At 67.8% G+C, this 16,701-nt stretch carries 12 protein-coding genes and 1 pseudogene; 1 reads left to right on the top strand and 12 read right to left on the bottom strand.

Annotation, left to right across the window (positions count from 1 at the left end; all coding sequences use genetic code 11):
• Positions 1-18: 18 nt before the first annotated feature.
• From sphst_RS15005 to sphst_RS14955, 12 genes are all read right to left on the bottom strand, one after another.
• A complete protein-coding gene (locus sphst_RS15005) occupies positions 19-261 on the bottom strand; it encodes a hypothetical protein (RefSeq protein ID WP_031393424.1) in 243 nt (80 codons plus the stop codon).
• On the bottom strand, positions 240-380 hold the full coding sequence (locus sphst_RS20715) for a hypothetical protein (RefSeq protein WP_159043668.1): 141 nt from the start codon (positions 378-380) through the stop codon (positions 240-242). Before sphst_RS20715 ends, sphst_RS15005 begins: the two co-directional genes overlap by 22 nt.
• A 689-nt stretch (positions 381-1,069) precedes the next feature.
• The gene (locus tag sphst_RS15000) at positions 1,070-3,655 is read right to left on the bottom strand and encodes a cation-translocating P-type ATPase (RefSeq protein WP_031393423.1); all 2,586 of its coding nucleotides are present in this window, start codon (positions 3,653-3,655) and stop codon (positions 1,070-1,072) included.
• A complete protein-coding gene (locus tag sphst_RS14995) occupies positions 3,656-4,471 on the bottom strand; it encodes a universal stress protein (protein ID WP_043156518.1) in 816 nt (271 codons plus the stop codon). It lies immediately after the preceding gene.
• A gap of 396 nt (positions 4,472-4,867) precedes the next feature.
• Positions 4,868-6,979, bottom strand: coding sequence for an ATP-binding cassette domain-containing protein (locus sphst_RS14990; RefSeq protein WP_107045777.1), 2,112 nt, complete (start codon positions 6,977-6,979; stop codon positions 4,868-4,870).
• Positions 6,976-9,582, bottom strand: coding sequence for a cysteine peptidase family C39 domain-containing protein (locus sphst_RS14985; RefSeq protein ID WP_107045776.1), 2,607 nt, complete (start codon positions 9,580-9,582; stop codon positions 6,976-6,978). The genes sphst_RS14990 and sphst_RS14985 overlap by 4 nt, the downstream gene beginning before the upstream one ends.
• The gene (locus sphst_RS14980; protein ID WP_159043667.1) at positions 9,579-10,727 is read right to left on the bottom strand and encodes an HlyD family secretion protein; all 1,149 of its coding nucleotides are present in this window, start codon (positions 10,725-10,727) and stop codon (positions 9,579-9,581) included. The genes sphst_RS14985 and sphst_RS14980 overlap by 4 nt, the downstream gene beginning before the upstream one ends.
• A 7-nt stretch (positions 10,728-10,734) precedes the next feature.
• On the bottom strand, positions 10,735-12,174 hold the full coding sequence (locus sphst_RS14975) for an efflux transporter outer membrane subunit (RefSeq protein ID WP_159043666.1): 1,440 nt from the start codon (positions 12,172-12,174) through the stop codon (positions 10,735-10,737).
• A 311-nt stretch (positions 12,175-12,485) separates the two neighbouring features.
• Entirely contained in the window at positions 12,486-13,112 is a 627-nt protein-coding gene (locus sphst_RS14970) for a TorF family putative porin (protein WP_031395882.1), read from the bottom strand.
• 67 nt (positions 13,113-13,179) lie between these two features.
• Positions 13,180-14,424, bottom strand: a complete 1,245-nt coding sequence (locus sphst_RS14965; RefSeq protein WP_043158147.1) for a S8 family peptidase — start codon at positions 14,422-14,424, stop codon at positions 13,180-13,182.
• Positions 14,421-15,098 carry a zf-HC2 domain-containing protein gene (locus sphst_RS14960; protein ID WP_051916612.1) on the bottom strand — a complete coding sequence of 226 codons (678 nt, stop codon included), beginning with the start codon at positions 15,096-15,098 and terminating at the stop codon, positions 14,421-14,423. The genes sphst_RS14965 and sphst_RS14960 overlap by 4 nt, the downstream gene beginning before the upstream one ends.
• 9 nt (positions 15,099-15,107) lie before the next feature.
• On the bottom strand, positions 15,108-15,698 hold the full coding sequence (locus sphst_RS14955; protein WP_234387685.1) for an RNA polymerase sigma factor: 591 nt from the start codon (positions 15,696-15,698) through the stop codon (positions 15,108-15,110).
• 388 nt (positions 15,699-16,086) lie between these two features.
• Between sphst_RS14955 and sphst_RS14950 the strand changes: the two are divergent.
• Positions 16,087-16,578, top strand: a pseudogene (locus sphst_RS14950) (transposase); the annotation flags it as partial.
• Between the last annotated feature and the right edge of the window lie 123 nt (positions 16,579-16,701).

The following is a 16,701-nucleotide window of genomic DNA, read 5'->3' as shown; positions in this document are numbered from 1 at the left end:
CCCGGTAGCTCGTCAGGCTCATAACCTGAAGGTCACAGGTTCAAATCCTGTCCCCGCAACCATCTTGATTTGCAACGCCTCCTCGGTCACATCCGCGGAGGCTTTTTGTGTTTCTGGACACATGCATAGCTCGAGCATTGACGCAAACTTGCCGCGAAGATGGATCGCAAGTACGCCGTTTTCCGGTTTCAACACCACGGTGTCGATCAGCGAACGGATGCGCTCGAACGCCTGTGCCTTCAGCGCATCATCCGGGAACACTGCGGTAAGCTGTTCGACCTTCTGGCGATAAAGGTATCGGCATAGACGATGTCGATACCGCTTGCCGCCACCGCTGCCACCAGCGCCTTCACGGTCGCGGTCGCGACTGCCTTGCGCACGGCATTATGCGGGCTCCGCGAGATCGCGTACCGGCAGGCGTGCAGGCTCCAGCGCGAGATCTTGCAGCGGAGAGGGCGGCTCGGACGACATCCCCCAACTGGTAACCGCCGTCAACACGTCTCCAACCTCCCCACAGGATTACGATCCATGCCGATTGATCTTCCTCTGTTCCCTCGATCAAACACGTCGCAATCCGTTAACCAACGGCCTTCGGTGCCACCGACGTAGCCGCATTCTTCGCGTAGCTGTGGTGCCAGAATATGCATCGGCGAGAACGACCCAAACCCGGACATTCGCGCATCCTCCCCCGCTACCCGACCTTGCACAATCGCTCATCTCCCCGATCACCACGTCCTCATGAGTATGGTGACTGGGAAGGAAACGACGACATCCGGCATTCTCGTTTAGCGCAGACGCAAATGATCTGCTGCCGTCATCCGACAAATCCTGCCTCCCATCGCTACATCTGATCGCATCCAAACGCCCCGTGGTCACAACTACGTGCACGGCGTTTGACCGCCGGCCGGAGCAGCCAAGCATGGTCGACTTCAAGAACTCCTAGCGATTGCAGATTAGAGGCGCGCCACTAAGCAAAGCGATCGCCCAGAAAACCCGGATGGTTCGTCTACCCAACAGAGCAAAGGTGGACGGGCAGGCCGGCGAGGGCTAGTGCCTGAAAGAGCGTCGATCATTGCACGACAAGGGCGCGGCTGCCCAGATCGCTCCGCCTGCGCGGCGTCGCCTTGCGGATCAGCGGCTTGCACGCTTCGAGTATGGCGAGCAGCCCGATCCCCATGCCGAGCGCCAGCGTCATATCGCTCCAGGCGATCAGCCCGAACTTCAGCAGCATTTGCGCACGGGGCAGAAACAGGATCAGACCGGTTACGCAGACAATCGCTGCGACGACATAGCGGAGCGCTGCATTGTGGCGGACCAGCGCATCGCGCATCGACGCGCTGAACGACCGGTTGACCAGGATCAGCGCGAGGATTTCGGCGATCAGCGCAAAGAAGATTAACGCGCGAAGCTCGCGCTCCGGCATCCCGGCCAATTGCTCGATTAGAAACACTGCCGCCAGCATGGCGAAGGCAAGCCCGCCCTGGAACACGCTCCAGACAATCATCGGCACGGAGAACAGCGCCTCGGACGGCGCGCGTGGCGGGCGGCGCATGACGTCTTCCTCGTCCCGCTCGGCTTCGAACACGAGGGTGCAGACCGGATCGATCACCATTTCGAGCAGGGCGATATGGATCGGCCCGAACAGGATCGGCATGCCGAAGAACAGCGGCAGCAGCGCGAGCCCGGCGATCGGCACGTGCACCGCAAAGATGAACGCCATCGCCTTGCGGATATTGTCGTAGATCCGTCGGCCCAGCCGCACCGATTGGACGATCGCGCCGAAGTCGTCATCGATCAGTATGATTGCGGCGGCTTCGCGCGCCACGTCCGTCCCGCGCTTGCCCATCGCCACACCGATATGCGCGGCCTTGAGAGAGGGCGCGTCGTTGACGCCGTCACCCGTCATGGCGACGATCTCGCCTGCGGCCCTGAACGCGTCGACGATGCGCAGCTTCTGCTCGGGCATTATCCGCGCGAACACCGTCACAGATGGCAGCTGTGCCGCGAGATGGGCATCGTCGAGCGTCGTGAGGTCCGCGCCGGTCAGGACCTCGCCCTCGGCGATCCCCGCCTGCCGTGCGATCGAGCGCGCGGTCGCGGCATAATCGCCGGTGATCATCACGACACGAATTCCTGCGCGACGACACTCGGCGACTGCACCCGGAACACTGGCGCGGATCGGATCGGCCAGTCCGACCAGCCCGACCAGTTGATAGCGATAGCCGTGCTGCGTTTGCGCCCAGTCGCGATCCGGCGGTGCCGCGCTCGCGACGGCGAGGACGCGAATGCCGCGCACCGCCATGGCGTCGACCGCGGCGGTCATCGCTGCATGTTGATCCGGGGCAAGCGCGCACAGGCTGGCGATCGCCTCGGGCGCGCCCTTGGCCGCGATGCGCAGCGCGTCGCCGTCGTCCCACACGTTCGACATCGCCAGCAATTCGGGACGCAGCGCATAGGTGTGGACGAGCGTCCCGGTGGATGGCGACCGCGCCACGACCGCGGACCACGCGTCGTGCAGCGCGATTTCCATCGGGTCACTCGGAGCAATCGCACTGGCGCGCGCGGCGGTGGCGAGCAGCGCGTGATAGCCAGGCGTCACCGGCCTATTCCCCGCGAGCACGAGCGTCGCGGAAGAGGGCAACCAAAGCTCGCCGACCGACATGCGGTTTTCAGTCAGCGTGCCCGTCTTGTCGGTGTACAGGATCGTGGCCGATCCCAGCGTCTCGATCGCGGCCGCGCGGCGGGTGAACACGCCGACCTTGCCGATCCGCCACGCTCCCATCGCCAGAAACACCGTCAGGACGACGGGAAACTCCTCCGGCAACATCGCCATGCCGATCGCGATCCCGGCCAGCAGCGCCTCGATCCAGCCGCCGCGCAGCAGCCCGAACAACAAAACGACCAGTAGCGCGACCGCGCCGCCGCCGATCCCGCACCAGGTCACGATCCGGGTCGTCTCGCGGCGCAAACGCGGTGCCTCGGTCTCCAGCCTCGCCAGCGACTGGCCGATCCGTCCCACCTCGGTGCGTGGCCCGATCGCGAGAACGCGTGCAAGCCCATTGCCGCGCGTGACGAGCGAGCCCGAATAGACGAAGGGTTGGCCTTCGCCACCGGGGCGGCGGGGCTCCGCGATAGCGGCATCCGCGGCCGGGAGCTTGCCCACGGGCAGCGATTCGCCGGTGAGGAGCGACTCGTCGGTCTGGAGATCGTCGGCGTCGAACAGCAGCGCATCGGCGGCGATCCGGTCCCCCTGTTCGAGCACGAGGATATCGCCACACACCACCTCGCGCGCGGCGATGAGCTGCCGCGCACCATCGCGGATGACCTGCGCACGCGGTGCGGAGAGATCGCGTAGCGCATCGAGCACATGCTCGGTGCGGCTTTCCTGGACCACCGTCACAACGATCGAAAACGTCGCGAAGGCGAGCAGGATCAGCGCTTCGGTAAGATCGCCGAGCAGCATATAGGCGACGCCGCCGGCGAGCAGCAGCGCCAGCATCGGCTCGCGCAGCACGTCCAGCGCGAGGCGCAACACCGAGCGTCGGTCGGCGCGCGGCAATTCATTGGGGCCGTCGCGTAGAAGCCGATCGGCGGCGACCACGCTGGACAGTCCGCTGCGATCGGCATCGACGGACAGCGTGGCCGTGCCGGGCATTCAGTGCGCCATGAGAACGGGCAAACGCGGATCGTCGATCAGACTGCGCGTGACGCCGCCGAGCACGATCTCGCGCATCCGTGAATGCGCAAAGCCGCCCACCACCAGAAGGTCGGCACCGCGATCGAGCGCGAAGCTGGTCAGCCGATCCTGCGCTTTCCCGCTCCGTTCGAGCGCATGCCCCTCGACGCCGAAACCGTGGCGGTGCAACAGCGCGAGGACCGGTTCGAGCGCGGTTTCCGGCTGATCGGCCAGACCGTGTTTGATCGCAACGACATCGATCCGCGCACCGGGCGCGGCGAGCCGGACGAGATTTTGCAAGGCGCGCATCGCAGTCGGCCCGGGCTTCCAGCCGAGCACGGCGTGACCGACGTTGCGGATCGAGCGGCCTGGCGGCAGCAGCAACAAGGGCGTGCCCGAGGCCATCAATACGGTCTCGATTGTCCGGCGGCGGAGCCAATCGATCGACCAGGTCTCGTGCGGACCGATCATGACGAGATCCGCGAGAGGCGCGCTGGCGCGGACGTCGCCCGGGATCCACCCGACATCGTCGCATTGCGACACGATCTCCGCCTGGCTGTCGGGCGGCAGCAGCGCGCGCAGGCTGCTGGCATGGTCGCGGACCAATTGCCGAAGTTCGCTGGACAATGTGTACACCGTGCCGAACGGGGCAAGATTAGGCGACAGCATGGGAGCCGCGGTCAGGACATCGAAGATCATATGCGCCTGCCGCTGGTCGGCTAAGCCAAGGACCGCGTCGATAAAGCTGCCACCGCGGACGGGGCCCTCCACGATTGCGAGAATTGTTTTGATCATGGCCACCTCGTTGGATCGGGCCAGTTTAGGTCAAGGATCACGGGCTAGATTTACGTAGTTTACGCAGAGGCAAGCCGCGACGCTTTGCGATCTTCTCGGCCAGTCACGCCTCACGCGCTTCGGCGTAGGGGCCGCTCTCGTCGGAAAACAGCGGTCGCGCGCGTTGGCCAGTCTACTGGACGAAGTAAGCGAGCATTGACCGATATGCGCACAACGACCCGGTTACTAATTTTTCGAAAGGCGTCTAAGGCGCCAGGTGCCTAAAACCACAGACGGGTCACTCCCAAGCGGCTTGTAAAAGTTTGGCTTCCGCAGGATTCTGTCCGAGATCTGACGATACCCTGCGGCTCCAATCGACACGCTGAGCGCGATGCTGGCATAGTCGAATATGCGCGATCATCGATGCGTGATGACGACCAGGGCCTGCGACCGGCCGATCGCTGCGGCGAGGCATTGACCAAGACGCTGTGGATCCAGCGACGCAAAGCTCTCGTCGAGGATCGTGAGCGATGCGCGCTGCAGCAACGCACGCGCGAGGAAGATGCGGCTCCGCTCGCCATGCGACAACTGCCAGCCGGTCTCGCCCACCTGCTGCTCGATCCCGCCTGGCATCCGCGACAGCAAATCCCCCAGACCAAGCGCCTCGCATAACTCTGTCGCATCGGCGAGATCGGCGGACGTGGGCGGCCAGCTGCGCGCCATCAGCAGGTTGAAGGCGAGCGATCCCGACAGGATGTGGTTGTCGTGAAACTGCGGCGCGGCGGTGGCCAGACGCTGCCAGGCGTCGCCCCGCGTCGCCTTGTCGAGCCCGTCGAGCAGCAGCAGCCCCGATGTCGGCGTCTCCAGTCCGGTCAGCAATGCTGCCAGCGTGGACTTTCCGCCGCCCGGTGCGCCGTCGAGCAGGATCTTTTCACCGTGCCTGATCGTCAGGTTCGCGCGATCGACGACCCGGCGGTCGGCACCGGGATAGCGAAACATAAGCCCCTCGGCCTCGATCACCGGCCGGTCCTCGTCCGCAATCCCGTCGGTTCGCCGGGTCATGGTGACCGCCCCGCCGCGCGACGCGGCAAAGAGCTCGCGCACCCGCGCCCAGGCGATCGCGGCGCGTGCAAGTCCAGCCGAACCGCCAGCGATCCCGCCAAAAGCGCGCTGGCCGAGAAGCAGCCCGCCCAGACTTATCGCCAGCGTCACGGGCGACGGCACCGGCTGTCCCGCAAAGGCCGGGACGAGGGCGGCGATGCCCGCGAACAGCCAGATCGATGGCAGCGCAGTCACGCCGACAATGCTCGCGCCATCCATCGCCGCCGATGTCGTGAGATAGCGCTGCACCACCGCGTCGTCCTGCGCGTCCCGCCGCGCAGCGCGGTCCTGGGCCAACCGGGTCCGATGTCCGACCATCGCCTCGATAAGCGCGTTGGTCATGTCCAGACGCTCCCCCGACCACCGTCGCATCCGCACGAAATATCGCCAGCCAAGCAACCCGGTCAGCGCGACCCAGCCGACCAGCAGGGTCAGATGCGCGGCCGGCGCTGCGCCATGGGCGAGGACCCATGCGGTGAAGACGAGTTCGATCCCCGCGAGCAGCACCCCGATACCGCCGTTGAAGGTGAGCGCTTCGAGCGCCTGCGCCTCGATCACGCGACCGATCATCTGGCCGACACCGCTGCGCTTGATCGCGTCGGGTCGCAACGCGAGCGCGCCGGCGAGCAGCCGCGCCTTCATGATCCGTCCGAGGTCGACCGCAAGGCTCGCCTCGCACCACGCGCTCTCGGTCTGCGCAACGACGGCGGTGAGCAGGATCACCATCCAGCCGAGCAGCCAGCCGGAATCGACCTTGCCCGCCAGAACGCCTTCGCCGATCACCTTCCACCCTACGATTTCCAGCACGTAAAGTGCGACGAATGCCGCAACGATCAGCGCGAGCGTACGCAGGCCGCCGTCCAGCCGCATCTGCCGCCAGACCGGCGCGGAGGCCGGCACACGGAGCAGGCTGATCCCGCCGATCCGTTCGGCTTGCAGCCGTCCGTGGAGCAGCGCGGCGGGACGCGCAGGACGACGGCGTGGCTGGATCATCGCGCGATCGAGCAGCTCATCGACCGCCGCGCGGTGTTCTGCGGCGACCGGCTCGACGAGGCGATCGCGCAGCGTCCCGAAGGGTACGCGGCGACGGTACGCATGCCGATCGAGCAGCAGCACGCCGCCGAGTCGTCGGCCGGCGAGCGCGAAGAAACCCGGGCCTTCCGCCGTGTCATCCAGCAGGATCGCGGGCCCGCCGCTTGCCAGCACAGCGTCGATCGCGGAGGCCGGTGTCACGACGTCGACCACCTCCACTCCCAGCCGCGCCGCCGCCCATTCTGTCCACCTTGGCACGTCCTCGAGCGCGAAGGCGGCGGGAACGACCAGCGGATCGGTCGGCGGGTCGCGGATCAGCCCGGCATCCAGCGCCAGCGCCTCGATCGCTTCGCCGAGCCGGGCAAGCGGCCACCAATTGGGGGCGAGATCGGTCACCGTGAGCGCTCCACGACCAGCCCATCGACCATCGTCAGTTGCCGCCACGCCGTGCCCGCGCGCAGCGCATCCTGCACCGCTGCTTCCGCGTCGAGCAGAGCGCGGTAGCGCGACGGGGCCGCGGCCAGCACCGCCGGCGCACCGTCCTCGACCAGCCGCCCGTCCTCGATCACAAGGACGCGATCGAACGCCCGCGTTTCCGCGAGATCATGGGTGACGCACAGCAGCGTCGTCTCGCGCCACCATGCGCGCGCTTCAGCGAGTAGGATCTCGCGCTGACCACGATCGAGCCCGCGAAATGGCTCGTCGAGCAGCACCAGCCGGGGATCGGCGACCATCAGCGCTCGCCCGAACCGGACGCGTTGTCCCTCGCCGCCCGACAACAGTCCGCCGCCCTCGCCGAGTATCGTCTGCAGTCCTTCGGGCAGCACGCGCGCGATCCCGCGCAGCCGCGCCGCCGCCATCACGGGCCCGACCTGACCGATCGCGTCGTCGGTCGCGGCGTAGAGCAGGTTGTCGAGCAGCGAGCAGTTCCACAGCTGGATCGCCGGATCGACCCAGGCCGTCGTCGCGCGCAACGCCACCGCGCAGAGCGGTGGCCCATCGACGGTGACCGTTCCTGCCGCGGGCAGATGCCAGCCGAGCAGGACGCCCAGCAGCGTCGACTTGCCCGCCCCTGACGTGCCGACGATCGCGACATGCTCGCCTGGCGCGATGCGGACGCTGAGCCCGGTCAGGATCGGATGCCCGCCCGCGACGACATCGACCGCATCGAACGCGATCGCGGCGGGACCCTCGCCGGTTGGCGCTGGGCCGGCGATCGGCTCTTCCCGGGCATCGAGCGGCTCGACGAGGCGGAGCAGGACGTTGCGCTGGCCCGGGTAGCTTTGCGCGAGCCCGGCAAGCCGCGATCCCAGGCCCGGAAGCTTCAGCGCCCAGAACACCAGCAACAGGTCCGCACCGCCGACACCGCGCCCGCGCGACAGATGGCTCACGACCAGCGCCGCCGCCGCCATATTGCCGATCAAAGCCTGTGCGCCGTCCGCCGTCACTGCGGTGCGCGCGAGCCTGCGCATCGCATGCGCCCATTCGACGAGCAGCCCCTCGTGCTGGCGCGCCACTGCGCGCTGCGCGCCGTGCGCGCGGATCGGCGTGAGGCCGAGGATTGCGTCGAGATAAAAGCCGTGGAGCGCGCCTGCATGATTGCGGACGCGCAGGTCGCGTTCGTTGAGCACCGGCTGGATCGCGAGCGGCATCGCGATCGTCAGCAGCGCGACGCCCATTGCGGCAAGGCCGCTGTCCGGGGCGATCAGCGCAATCGCGATCGCGGTCAGGGCAAGTTCGAACACGGTCTCGACGAAGCGCAGACCGATGCCGGGAACATTGCGGATCCCGTGAATATTGTGGCTCCGGTCCGCCATGTCGCTGATCGGGCGGCTTTGGAAATAGCGATCGGCCAGCCGCGGCAGCTTTGCGAGCAGCGCTATCCGCAGCCGCACTTCCAGCGTCCGTCCCATCCGCAGCGCCGCCGATCCCGTCGCCAGTTCAATCGTGATCAACACCGCGATGAACACGAGCAGCGCGACTCCAGCGGTCAGCCGGTCCAGCCCCATCGGCAGCCGCTGTGCGACATCGATCAGTCCGCGGAACAGCAGCGCCTCGAGGATCAGCGCGCCCGCCGCGAGCGCCGTGGCAAGCATCAGCGCTACTGGCGCAACCAGGCCGTCGGCCCGCAGCATCGCAACGAGCGTCCGGAGCGGCGTGGCGGGCGGCTCGGCGAGCGCGGCGGCAAGTTCGGGCGGAAGATCGCCGGCGGGTGCGGCGGCGGTATGCCTGCCGGCGATGGTCACCAGCACCGCCCCGCGCACCACCGCGTCGTCGCCGGCGGGGACCGCGCTCCAATAGGACTCGGGGATCGTCGTGAACGGATCGGCTGCGGCGCGATCGGCGAGCGTCGCGATCAGTTGCGCGGCATCCGATCCAGGCGGCAGCGCGCGCGCGTTGACCAGCGCCGTCACCAGCCGTATCGCTGCATCGAGCGCGGCGGCGTGGTGCCAGTCCGCAGCGGTGACGGTAGCGAGCAGCCGATCCGCCGGTCCGCCCGCGACGCCGATCGCGGCAAGGCGTTCGCGCCACGCCGTCGCTGCCTCCGCCGAGCGTGCCCATCCGTGCCAGGCCGCCGCGGGGACGCGCGTGCCATGCCGGTAGATCGCGGCGCGGAACGTCGCCTCGCGCAGCCAGCGCCGCCCGATTGCCGGGTCCATCACCTGCACCCAGCCGCGAACGCGCCGCCACAGCACGACGAAATGCGTCGCCTCATCGGCATGGCGAACCACGACGATCGCGGGCAGCGTTGTGCTGGCGAGCATCACATGGTCGGCGGGAACCAGCACCTGCTCCGCCGCCAGGCCGAGATGGTTAGCGACGGCTTCGATAGTGTCGATCGACGTGCCGTCGACGCTGGTCTGGCACGCCTCGCGCAGCCGCCCGTAGCTGACCGGGATACCATGCCCCTCGAGCAGGCACTTGAGTGCCGCCGGGCCGCAATCCATGCTCGATGTCTGGACGACTTCGGGGGCGAGCCATCGCCGCGGACCGCTCATCGCAGCGCCCCGCCTGCGGTCCGCATCAGCAACCGCGCGGGCGAGACATGCTCGACCGCGACCTCGACCGACCCTGCAAGCCCGTGCCCCAGCGCGACGCCGCGGATGGCGCCGCGTGCCGCGGACAGCTCGACCCGCATCCGGCCGTCGCGCAGTTCGCCGGCGACACGCTCGACCCGTGCCGGCACGACGCCATATTCGGTCCAGGGATATCCCGCGAGGCGAAGCGTCGCGCGCTGACCTGGACGGATCCGGCCCAGTCCGTTTGCCGGATCGAACGCCGCGACAACGATCAGGTCGCCGGCCGGGAGGATCGTCGCGAGCCGCTGACCTGCCACAACGATCGCGCCCGGGGCGACCGCCTGGACATCCGCGACGACCCCCGACACCGGCGCGCGAACCACGCGACCAGCAATCTCGATACGCAGTTGCGTGGCCAGCGCCGCGGTCGATGCCCGGTCGTCGGCCAGGGCGAGGCGCATGCGTTCGAGCTCCTCGCGGTGCGCGCTGTTCCGGCCGCCACGGGACTGTGCTTCGGTTGCGATGCGGCGTGCGTCCTCGGCGAGTGCATCGCGCGCAGCAGCGGCACGGCGCGCATCGGCGCGGGCGCGGATGGCGTCGGCCTGCGACACGCCACCCGCCTCGCTATCCTCGACGTGACGTCGCGCGATATCCGCGGCAAGGCGCGAAGCTGCATCGGCTTCGGTCGCGCGCGCGCGCGCCGCGCGTGTTGCCGCCGCCGCGCTCGATCGATCCGCGCTGTCGGCATTCCCGAGCAGCGCCATCTCACGGTCGAGCGACGCGAGACGTCGCGGATAGTCGCGCAATTGCCGCTCCGCCTCGGCGAGCCGGAGCCGTTGAGGTTCGGCATCGAGCGAGACCAGCACGTCCCCGGCCGTCACGCTGCGCCCGATCGCGAGCCGCGTTGCGATCATCCGCCCCGATTGCGCGGGCGACACGGCTCGCGGGGCAGTGCCGACCTCAAGCCGCGCACTGGTCGACACCTCGTACAGCGTCACCGACGCCAGCGTGAACCACAGCAGCCAGACCGCGAGCAGGGCTGCTGCGACGGCAAGCGCGAGCAGTGCGAGGCGCGGCGTCTCGCGAGCCAGCGCGTTATGCGTCCGGGCGAATGGTGTGGCCATGCCGCGATCACTGCCCCGCCGGAGTGAGGGGGGATGGCGGCGAAGACGTCGTCCGCCATCCACCGCCGAGCGCGCGGACAAGGCCGACGGTGGCGATCGCCCGCGCATGATGAAGCCGGACCAGCCGAGTTTGCGCGCCAAGATCCGCGCGTGCCGTGTCGAGCGACTCGAGCAGGCTGATCGAGCCGCGGGCGAGGCGTCGGGCAGCCAGCTGTTCGCCGCGAAGGCTCGCATCTGCCGCTTCGCGCGCCACCGCCTCCTCCGCCGCAAGCAGGCGCGTGGCGGCGAGCTGGTCCTCCACGTCGCGAAACGCGCGCAGGATAGTGTTGCGCCCCTGCGCCTGGGCCAGCTCCTCCTCGGCCGCCGCCCTGCGAACGCGCGCGGCGGTACGGCCACCGTCGAAGATCGGCAGCGAAAGGATCAGGTTGAAGCCGAACGTCTGCGCGGTCTGGGACAGGAGCTCACCGAGCGTCGGCGAGGCCTGCCCGCCATTGGCCGTGAGCGCAAAGCCCGGAAACCATGCGGTCTTCGCGGCCCGATGCCGCAACCGCGCCGCCTCCACCGCATCCGCAACCGCCGCGACGTCCGGCCGTCGCAGCAGCATCTCGCTCGGCAGTCCAGCCGGGATCGTGGGAACCGCGAGAAGTCCCGGCGCGGCGCGACGGTCGGGGATTGCTGCGGCACCGACCAGCAGTGCCAGCGCATGCCGGGTCAGTGCGCGGTCGCGGTCGCGCGCGAGCAGGTCGGCGCGCAGCATGGCAAGTTCCACCTGTCGCCGATTGACGTCGCGCGCCGCGGCATTGCCGCGCGCGGCCTGTGCCGCAACGATCGCCAGCGCCCGCGCCGCCCGGTCGATCGCGCTGGCCAGGACGTCGCGCTCGCCATCGAGCGCGCGCAACGCGAAATAGGTCTGCGCAATCTCCGCCTGCACCGCGAGCCGCGCACCGGCCAACGTCGCCTCTGCGGCGCGCGCATCCAGCCGCGCCGCGCGCGCGGCCTTGCCAAGGCCGCCAAATAGGTCGGGCTCCCACGCCGCGCGGAGGCCAAGCTCAAACAGACGGCCGTTTTCGCCGCTGGCGGTGGCAAGATTGCCTGACTGGTCGGCGACGCCGGCGATCGCGAAAATCCGCGGCAGCCGTTCGGCGGACACCGTGCGGACGGCGGCCCGTGCGATCGAAAGCCGCGCCGCGATGATCGCGATGTCCGCGTTATCGGTATTGCCCCGCGTGACAAGCGCGTCGAGCTCTGGCGAGCCGAAGATCGTCCACCAGTCCGTGCGCCAGGGCAGCGGGCTCGCGACGCGCTGTGCCTCGGCATAGGTCGGGGGCACGTCCGTTGCGTCAGCGGCCGCCGCGATGCCGAGCACGCTGGCGACGAGAAGGGGGATTGCGTGCCGGACGCGGAGATGGCCGGAACAAGTCCGGCCATCTCGTCTGGAAACGATCATCTGAGATCGCAACCGCAGCGGGTCAGGCGTGCGGCTTGGGATCGTCCCTGCCACGACCGCGACGGATGTGGCCGGCGGGATCATCGGCGCCGCGTTTGCCGGCGTGTAGATCGGTCTGGATCTTCATGCTTCTTCTCCTGGCATGCCGCGCAGCAAGACTCCGCGGCGGGTTTCGGTGTGTCGGATCCTGTCGAAATTGTGCGTTCTTGCGTCGCTCGAAGGTCTTTCCGACCGCATCCCATCACCGCTGCAGGCGGTGACATGCGTTAGTGTCGCGCGCGCAAAAAACGGTTCAAACCATTGGAACTTTTTTAGAAACTGCGTCGCGCACCAAGGATGAGACCGCTCTGCCAGCGTCCGCTGTCATGGTTTGGGCCATTGCCTGCCCATTGCACGGTGATGGCGAGCCTATCGAACCGGCGCGCGACACCCAGTCGCCAGTCGAGCTCGATGAACCGCGGCCTGCCGGGATCGCGCGGTGGCGTCAGGACCCCGCCATGGCCCGCCAGGGACCAGGGGCCGTGCTCGACCAGCGTCGCGTTGACGTCGACATAGGCCGCTTCGCCGCCGCGGCCGTCATAATCGGGCGTCAGGTAGAGATGCGACTGCACGCGCCGCCCGATCAGTCCGACATAGGCTTCGGTCAAACGGCGTGCATAGTCGCCGGTAAAGAACCGGCTATAGACCCGATTGGTGATGCCGATGTCGAAGGTCAGCGCGCCGTTGAGACGTCTGGCGTAACCGACATACTGTACCGAACGGTGCGGCCGGACGCCGCTGTCTCGCGTCGCAACGACCGTCGCCGAAATACCGGCATAAAGCCCACGGACATCGTCATAGGCCAGCGTCGCGGTGCCGATCGGTCGGTCGCCGCTGACCGTTTGTCCGCGAAAGCGGTCATCCGATGCGACGGAAATCTCGAACCCGGTTTGCGCCATCGCAGGCACGGGGACGAGGCCGATCGAGCATATTGCAAGACCGTGCAGACCGCGCGCGCGCCGCCGCCTAATTCGGCACGGAACAGCGCGCGCTGCCGGACCGCGCCAAATGTTGGAGCGTGTCGCACGCATCAATGACGCCGCCGCCGCTGCGCGCGGACACAAAAGACTGGCCCGTCTTGCCGGGGCGCAATTCCTGCATGAGCGCCATCAGCCCGCTGACATGTGCTGCCGCATAGGAATTTCCACTGACCAGATACCATCGACCGCCCGGCTCCGTGGTCGGCACGTCCCGCCCGGGGGCAATGTAAACCCCGGTTCGCGTTCCCGCCACTCCATCGTCTGCGACCGCGACAACGCCGGGCAGCGCCGCCGGGAAGCCCGAGCCCGTCTCCGGATCAACCGCCGCGACGAACGCGACGCCGCGCGCGATGCCGACCTGGACGAGCCGGGCGAGCAGCTGATCGAACGGCCCTGTCAGGCTGAGATTGACGACGCGCGCCTTGCGCTCGATCGCGAAGGTCAGCGCCTTGGCGAGGCTCAGCGTGTCGCAGATCGTTCCTGCGGTGCCGCCGGGTTGCCAGCATGCGCGCAGCCCCATGAGGCGCGCACCAGGCGCAATACCCGCAATCCCGACCGCGTTGTTCGCCCGCGCGCCGATGATCCCTGCGACGCCGGTCCCATGGGTTTCTGCCCCCACGGTCGCGGCATCGGCGACAAAATCGCGATTGATCATCAACTGCCCGCGAAGATCGGGGTGGCCGGCATCGATCCCGCTGTCGATGATCGCCACCGTGATGCCGTTGCCGGTCGCCATCCGGTGGAGCGCCGCGAGCTGCCAGCCGCGCGTCGCGGGCTGGGCACGGAACAGGCGATCATTGTAAAAGGCCGGCGCCTGGCCCTGCGTCGCGTAGCGGTGGAGCGGCTGTGACCAGGCGACGCCTGAAAGGTGCGAAATCCGCTCGGCGGTTCCCTCGAGTGATCGGCCTTCGGGGACGATCATTACCATGCAGTCGATCCCAAGGATCGGCATCGGCCAGCCGGTCTCCAGCCGCAGCCCTTCCTTGCGCGCGATCCGCGCCGCCAGCCGGCGTCGCGCCTGTGCGCTCGTCGGATCACCGTAGCCGCCGCCATAGTCGGTGCCCGGGCGATAGTGCTCCGGGGCGAGCCGGAGCATAACCAGGATGCGGCGATCCACCATCGCATCGGGGCTCGCCGATGGTGCGGCCGCCGCGCCTGCCGGGCTTTGCGCGCTTGCCATCGACGGGGTGGCCGTAATCGCGAGCGCGATGACTAGAAGCGCGCGGTTCATTTCGCGGGCGCCTGTTCGATCGGTTCCGCCATCGTCACGTCCGCGTCGCGCCGTAGCCGTGCAAGCGCCGCGCCGCCCGCGCCGCCCGGTACCGCGAGGACATAGGCGCCGGACGCGGTCGGCCCGTCGACCAGTCTCGCGCCGCTTGCCTGGAGCGCCCGACGGAACGCCGCCTCGCTCGCCTCGGGCCGAAACATCGCCAGCACGTTGCCGCTGCGTCTTGCACCCGCGTCGCCCAGCACATGATACGCGCCCGGCCGCCCATCGGACCGCTGCGTCAGCGTCAGCGTCTGCGCGCCGAGCGCGAGCATGGCGACGAATTGCGCTGCGACCACCCAGCGTAGCGTTCGGGGACGCATGACGGCGCGACGTGCCGCGCGCAACGGATCGCGTGTGCGGCGTCGCTGCGCGGCCGTCGCGACCGACACGCTGCTCGTCGCGTCGAGCCGCGCCGCCATCGCCGCCCAGCTATCGCCGGTTTCACCCGTATCCCGCGCGACCGCATCCGCCAGATGCCGCTCCTGCACCAGATCCGCGCGGCACGCGCCGCACTCGGCGAGATGCTCAGCGACGAACGCGGTCTCCACGGCATCCAGCTGCCCGGTGACGTACCAGGGCAGCAGCAGGTGCACCTCGGCATGCCGGTCGGTAGGGAAGGGAAGGATCTGAGTCATCGTCCTGTTCTAGAGCCAGTCCGACAGATCGCCGGGAAGGCTTTGCTTGAGGTGGCGGCGGGCGTGAAACATCCGCGTCTTCACGGTATCGATGGGGCAGTCCATGATTTCGGCAATCTCGCGGTAGCTGAAGTCCTGGTAATAGGTCAGGTTGACGACGGCACGATGCGACACGGACAAGCCTTCGATGGCTTCGGCAAGCGCCAGCTTCACGCGGACCGCCCGGCTGTTCTCCTCGGGTGTCGCCGCGTCGCTGGCGAGTGCTTCCGAGCGGCTGTCATCGACCGGTTCGTCCAGCTTGCGCAGCGCCGCAAGGCCCTGGCGATAGGCAATTCCGAACATCCAGGTCGACAGCCGGCTCTCACCATTAAAGCCTCCGATCCGGTTCCACACGACCATCATGGTATCGTTCCGCACCTCCTCCACGAGATGCGGGCGGCGTATTAAATTGAGGAGGAAGCGTGACAATCGGGCGTCCCACGCGCGATAGAGCATCTCGAACGCCCGCCGATCGCGCGCACGGATGCGATCGATCAGCGCGGCCTCGCCGATACCGTGTCCGTCCTTGGCGCGCGGCGCCGCAGACCCGACCCCTGTCACTCCGGTCCTCCTGTTCGCCCCTTAGTGTCTGTCCGGCCGGAAATGGTTCAATCGCAACTTCGCATGTTACGATCCAGTCCTGGATGAGCAGTCCTCAGCGGTCACACGGGCTGACGCCCCGTTCACATTTCCAGAATTCAGCGCGAGACGATAAGCCAATTCCGCTCACCCTCGCGAGCATGAACACGCGGCAGAAACGTTGCTCTTCGTGCCGGAACAGGACGGTCCGCGTCCGACCAGAAAGCGGCCGGTTGGCCCCTTACCCGACCGCCTGAACGAAGGTCCACTTGCGACGATAGTCACTCAAAAGCGACCGCACGCTTACCACCGAGGCAGTGTGAAAACGTCTTGTTAGGCTATGCTTGGCTGCGTCATCTGGAGACGTCGGATGGGTCGTTTCATCGAGGGGTGTGACCGCCGGGAGCAGCTTTTTCTGCCGCCCTGCGTGCACGATTAGTTACGGAAGACAGCACCGTGCGCATCGTCGATGTGTTCGTCGACGAACTGGATCTGGCGACGCTGGGGTTTGCCGGCGCCGCTGCGACGGGTCGGCCAGGCTATCATCCGGCGACGTTGCTCAAGCTCTACGTCTACGGCTATCTAAATCAGATTCCGTCGAGCCGACGCCTGGAGCGCGAGGCGGGCCGCAACGTCGAGCTGATGTGGGTGACGGGCAAGCTCGCACCGGATATCAAGACCGTCGCCGACTTTCGACGCGAACATGAGCTGCGATCCAGGCGGCCTGTGTCGGCAGCTCGGCCTCATTGCGGGCGGCACGGTCGCGGTGAACGGGAGCCGCTTTCGCGGGGTGAATGCGCGCGACCGTAATTTCACGCCGGTCACGATCCGGCGCCGGATAGAGCAGGTCGATGCCAGCATCTAACGCTACCTCGGCCTGCTCGACACCGCGGGAAAGCTTCGCGGCTGTCGTCGTTTTTTGGCAAATGCGACGAGGTCTGATCTGCTCCCCAGAATCATGCCCTTGGTAAATTTGCTCGTCAGA

This window comes from Sphingomonas sp. STIS6.2, assembly GCF_000732685.2.
In the GTDB taxonomy this organism is placed as follows: Bacteria; Pseudomonadota; Alphaproteobacteria; order Sphingomonadales; family Sphingomonadaceae; genus Sphingomonas; species Sphingomonas aerolata.
This window is presented reverse-complemented; position numbering and strand designations above follow the sequence as displayed.

What these genes read in the sequence shown, in the direction of transcription:
- sphst_RS14960 (WP_051916612.1), bottom strand. Translation starts at nt 15,098, where the DNA reads ATGACTCAGATCCTTCCCTTCCCTACCGACCGGCATGCCGAGGTGCAC.
- sphst_RS14985 (WP_107045776.1), bottom strand. Translation starts at nt 9,582, where the DNA reads ATGAGCGGTCCGCGGCGATGGCTCGCCCCCGAAGTCGTCCAGACATCG.
- sphst_RS14980 (WP_159043667.1), bottom strand. Translation starts at nt 10,727, where the DNA reads ATGGCCACACCATTCGCCCGGACGCATAACGCGCTGGCTCGCGAGACG.
- sphst_RS14995 (WP_043156518.1), bottom strand. Translation starts at nt 4,471, where the DNA reads ATGATCAAAACAATTCTCGCAATCGTGGAGGGCCCCGTCCGCGGTGGC.
- sphst_RS14970 (WP_031395882.1), bottom strand. Translation starts at nt 13,112, where the DNA reads ATGGCGCAAACCGGGTTCGAGATTTCCGTCGCATCGGATGACCGCTTT.
- sphst_RS15000 (WP_031393423.1), bottom strand. Translation starts at nt 3,655, where the DNA reads ATGCCCGGCACGGCCACGCTGTCCGTCGATGCCGATCGCAGCGGACTG.
- sphst_RS14965 (WP_043158147.1), bottom strand. Translation starts at nt 14,424, where the DNA reads ATGAACCGCGCGCTTCTAGTCATCGCGCTCGCGATTACGGCCACCCCG.
- sphst_RS14975 (WP_159043666.1), bottom strand. Translation starts at nt 12,174, where the DNA reads ATGATCGTTTCCAGACGAGATGGCCGGACTTGTTCCGGCCATCTCCGC.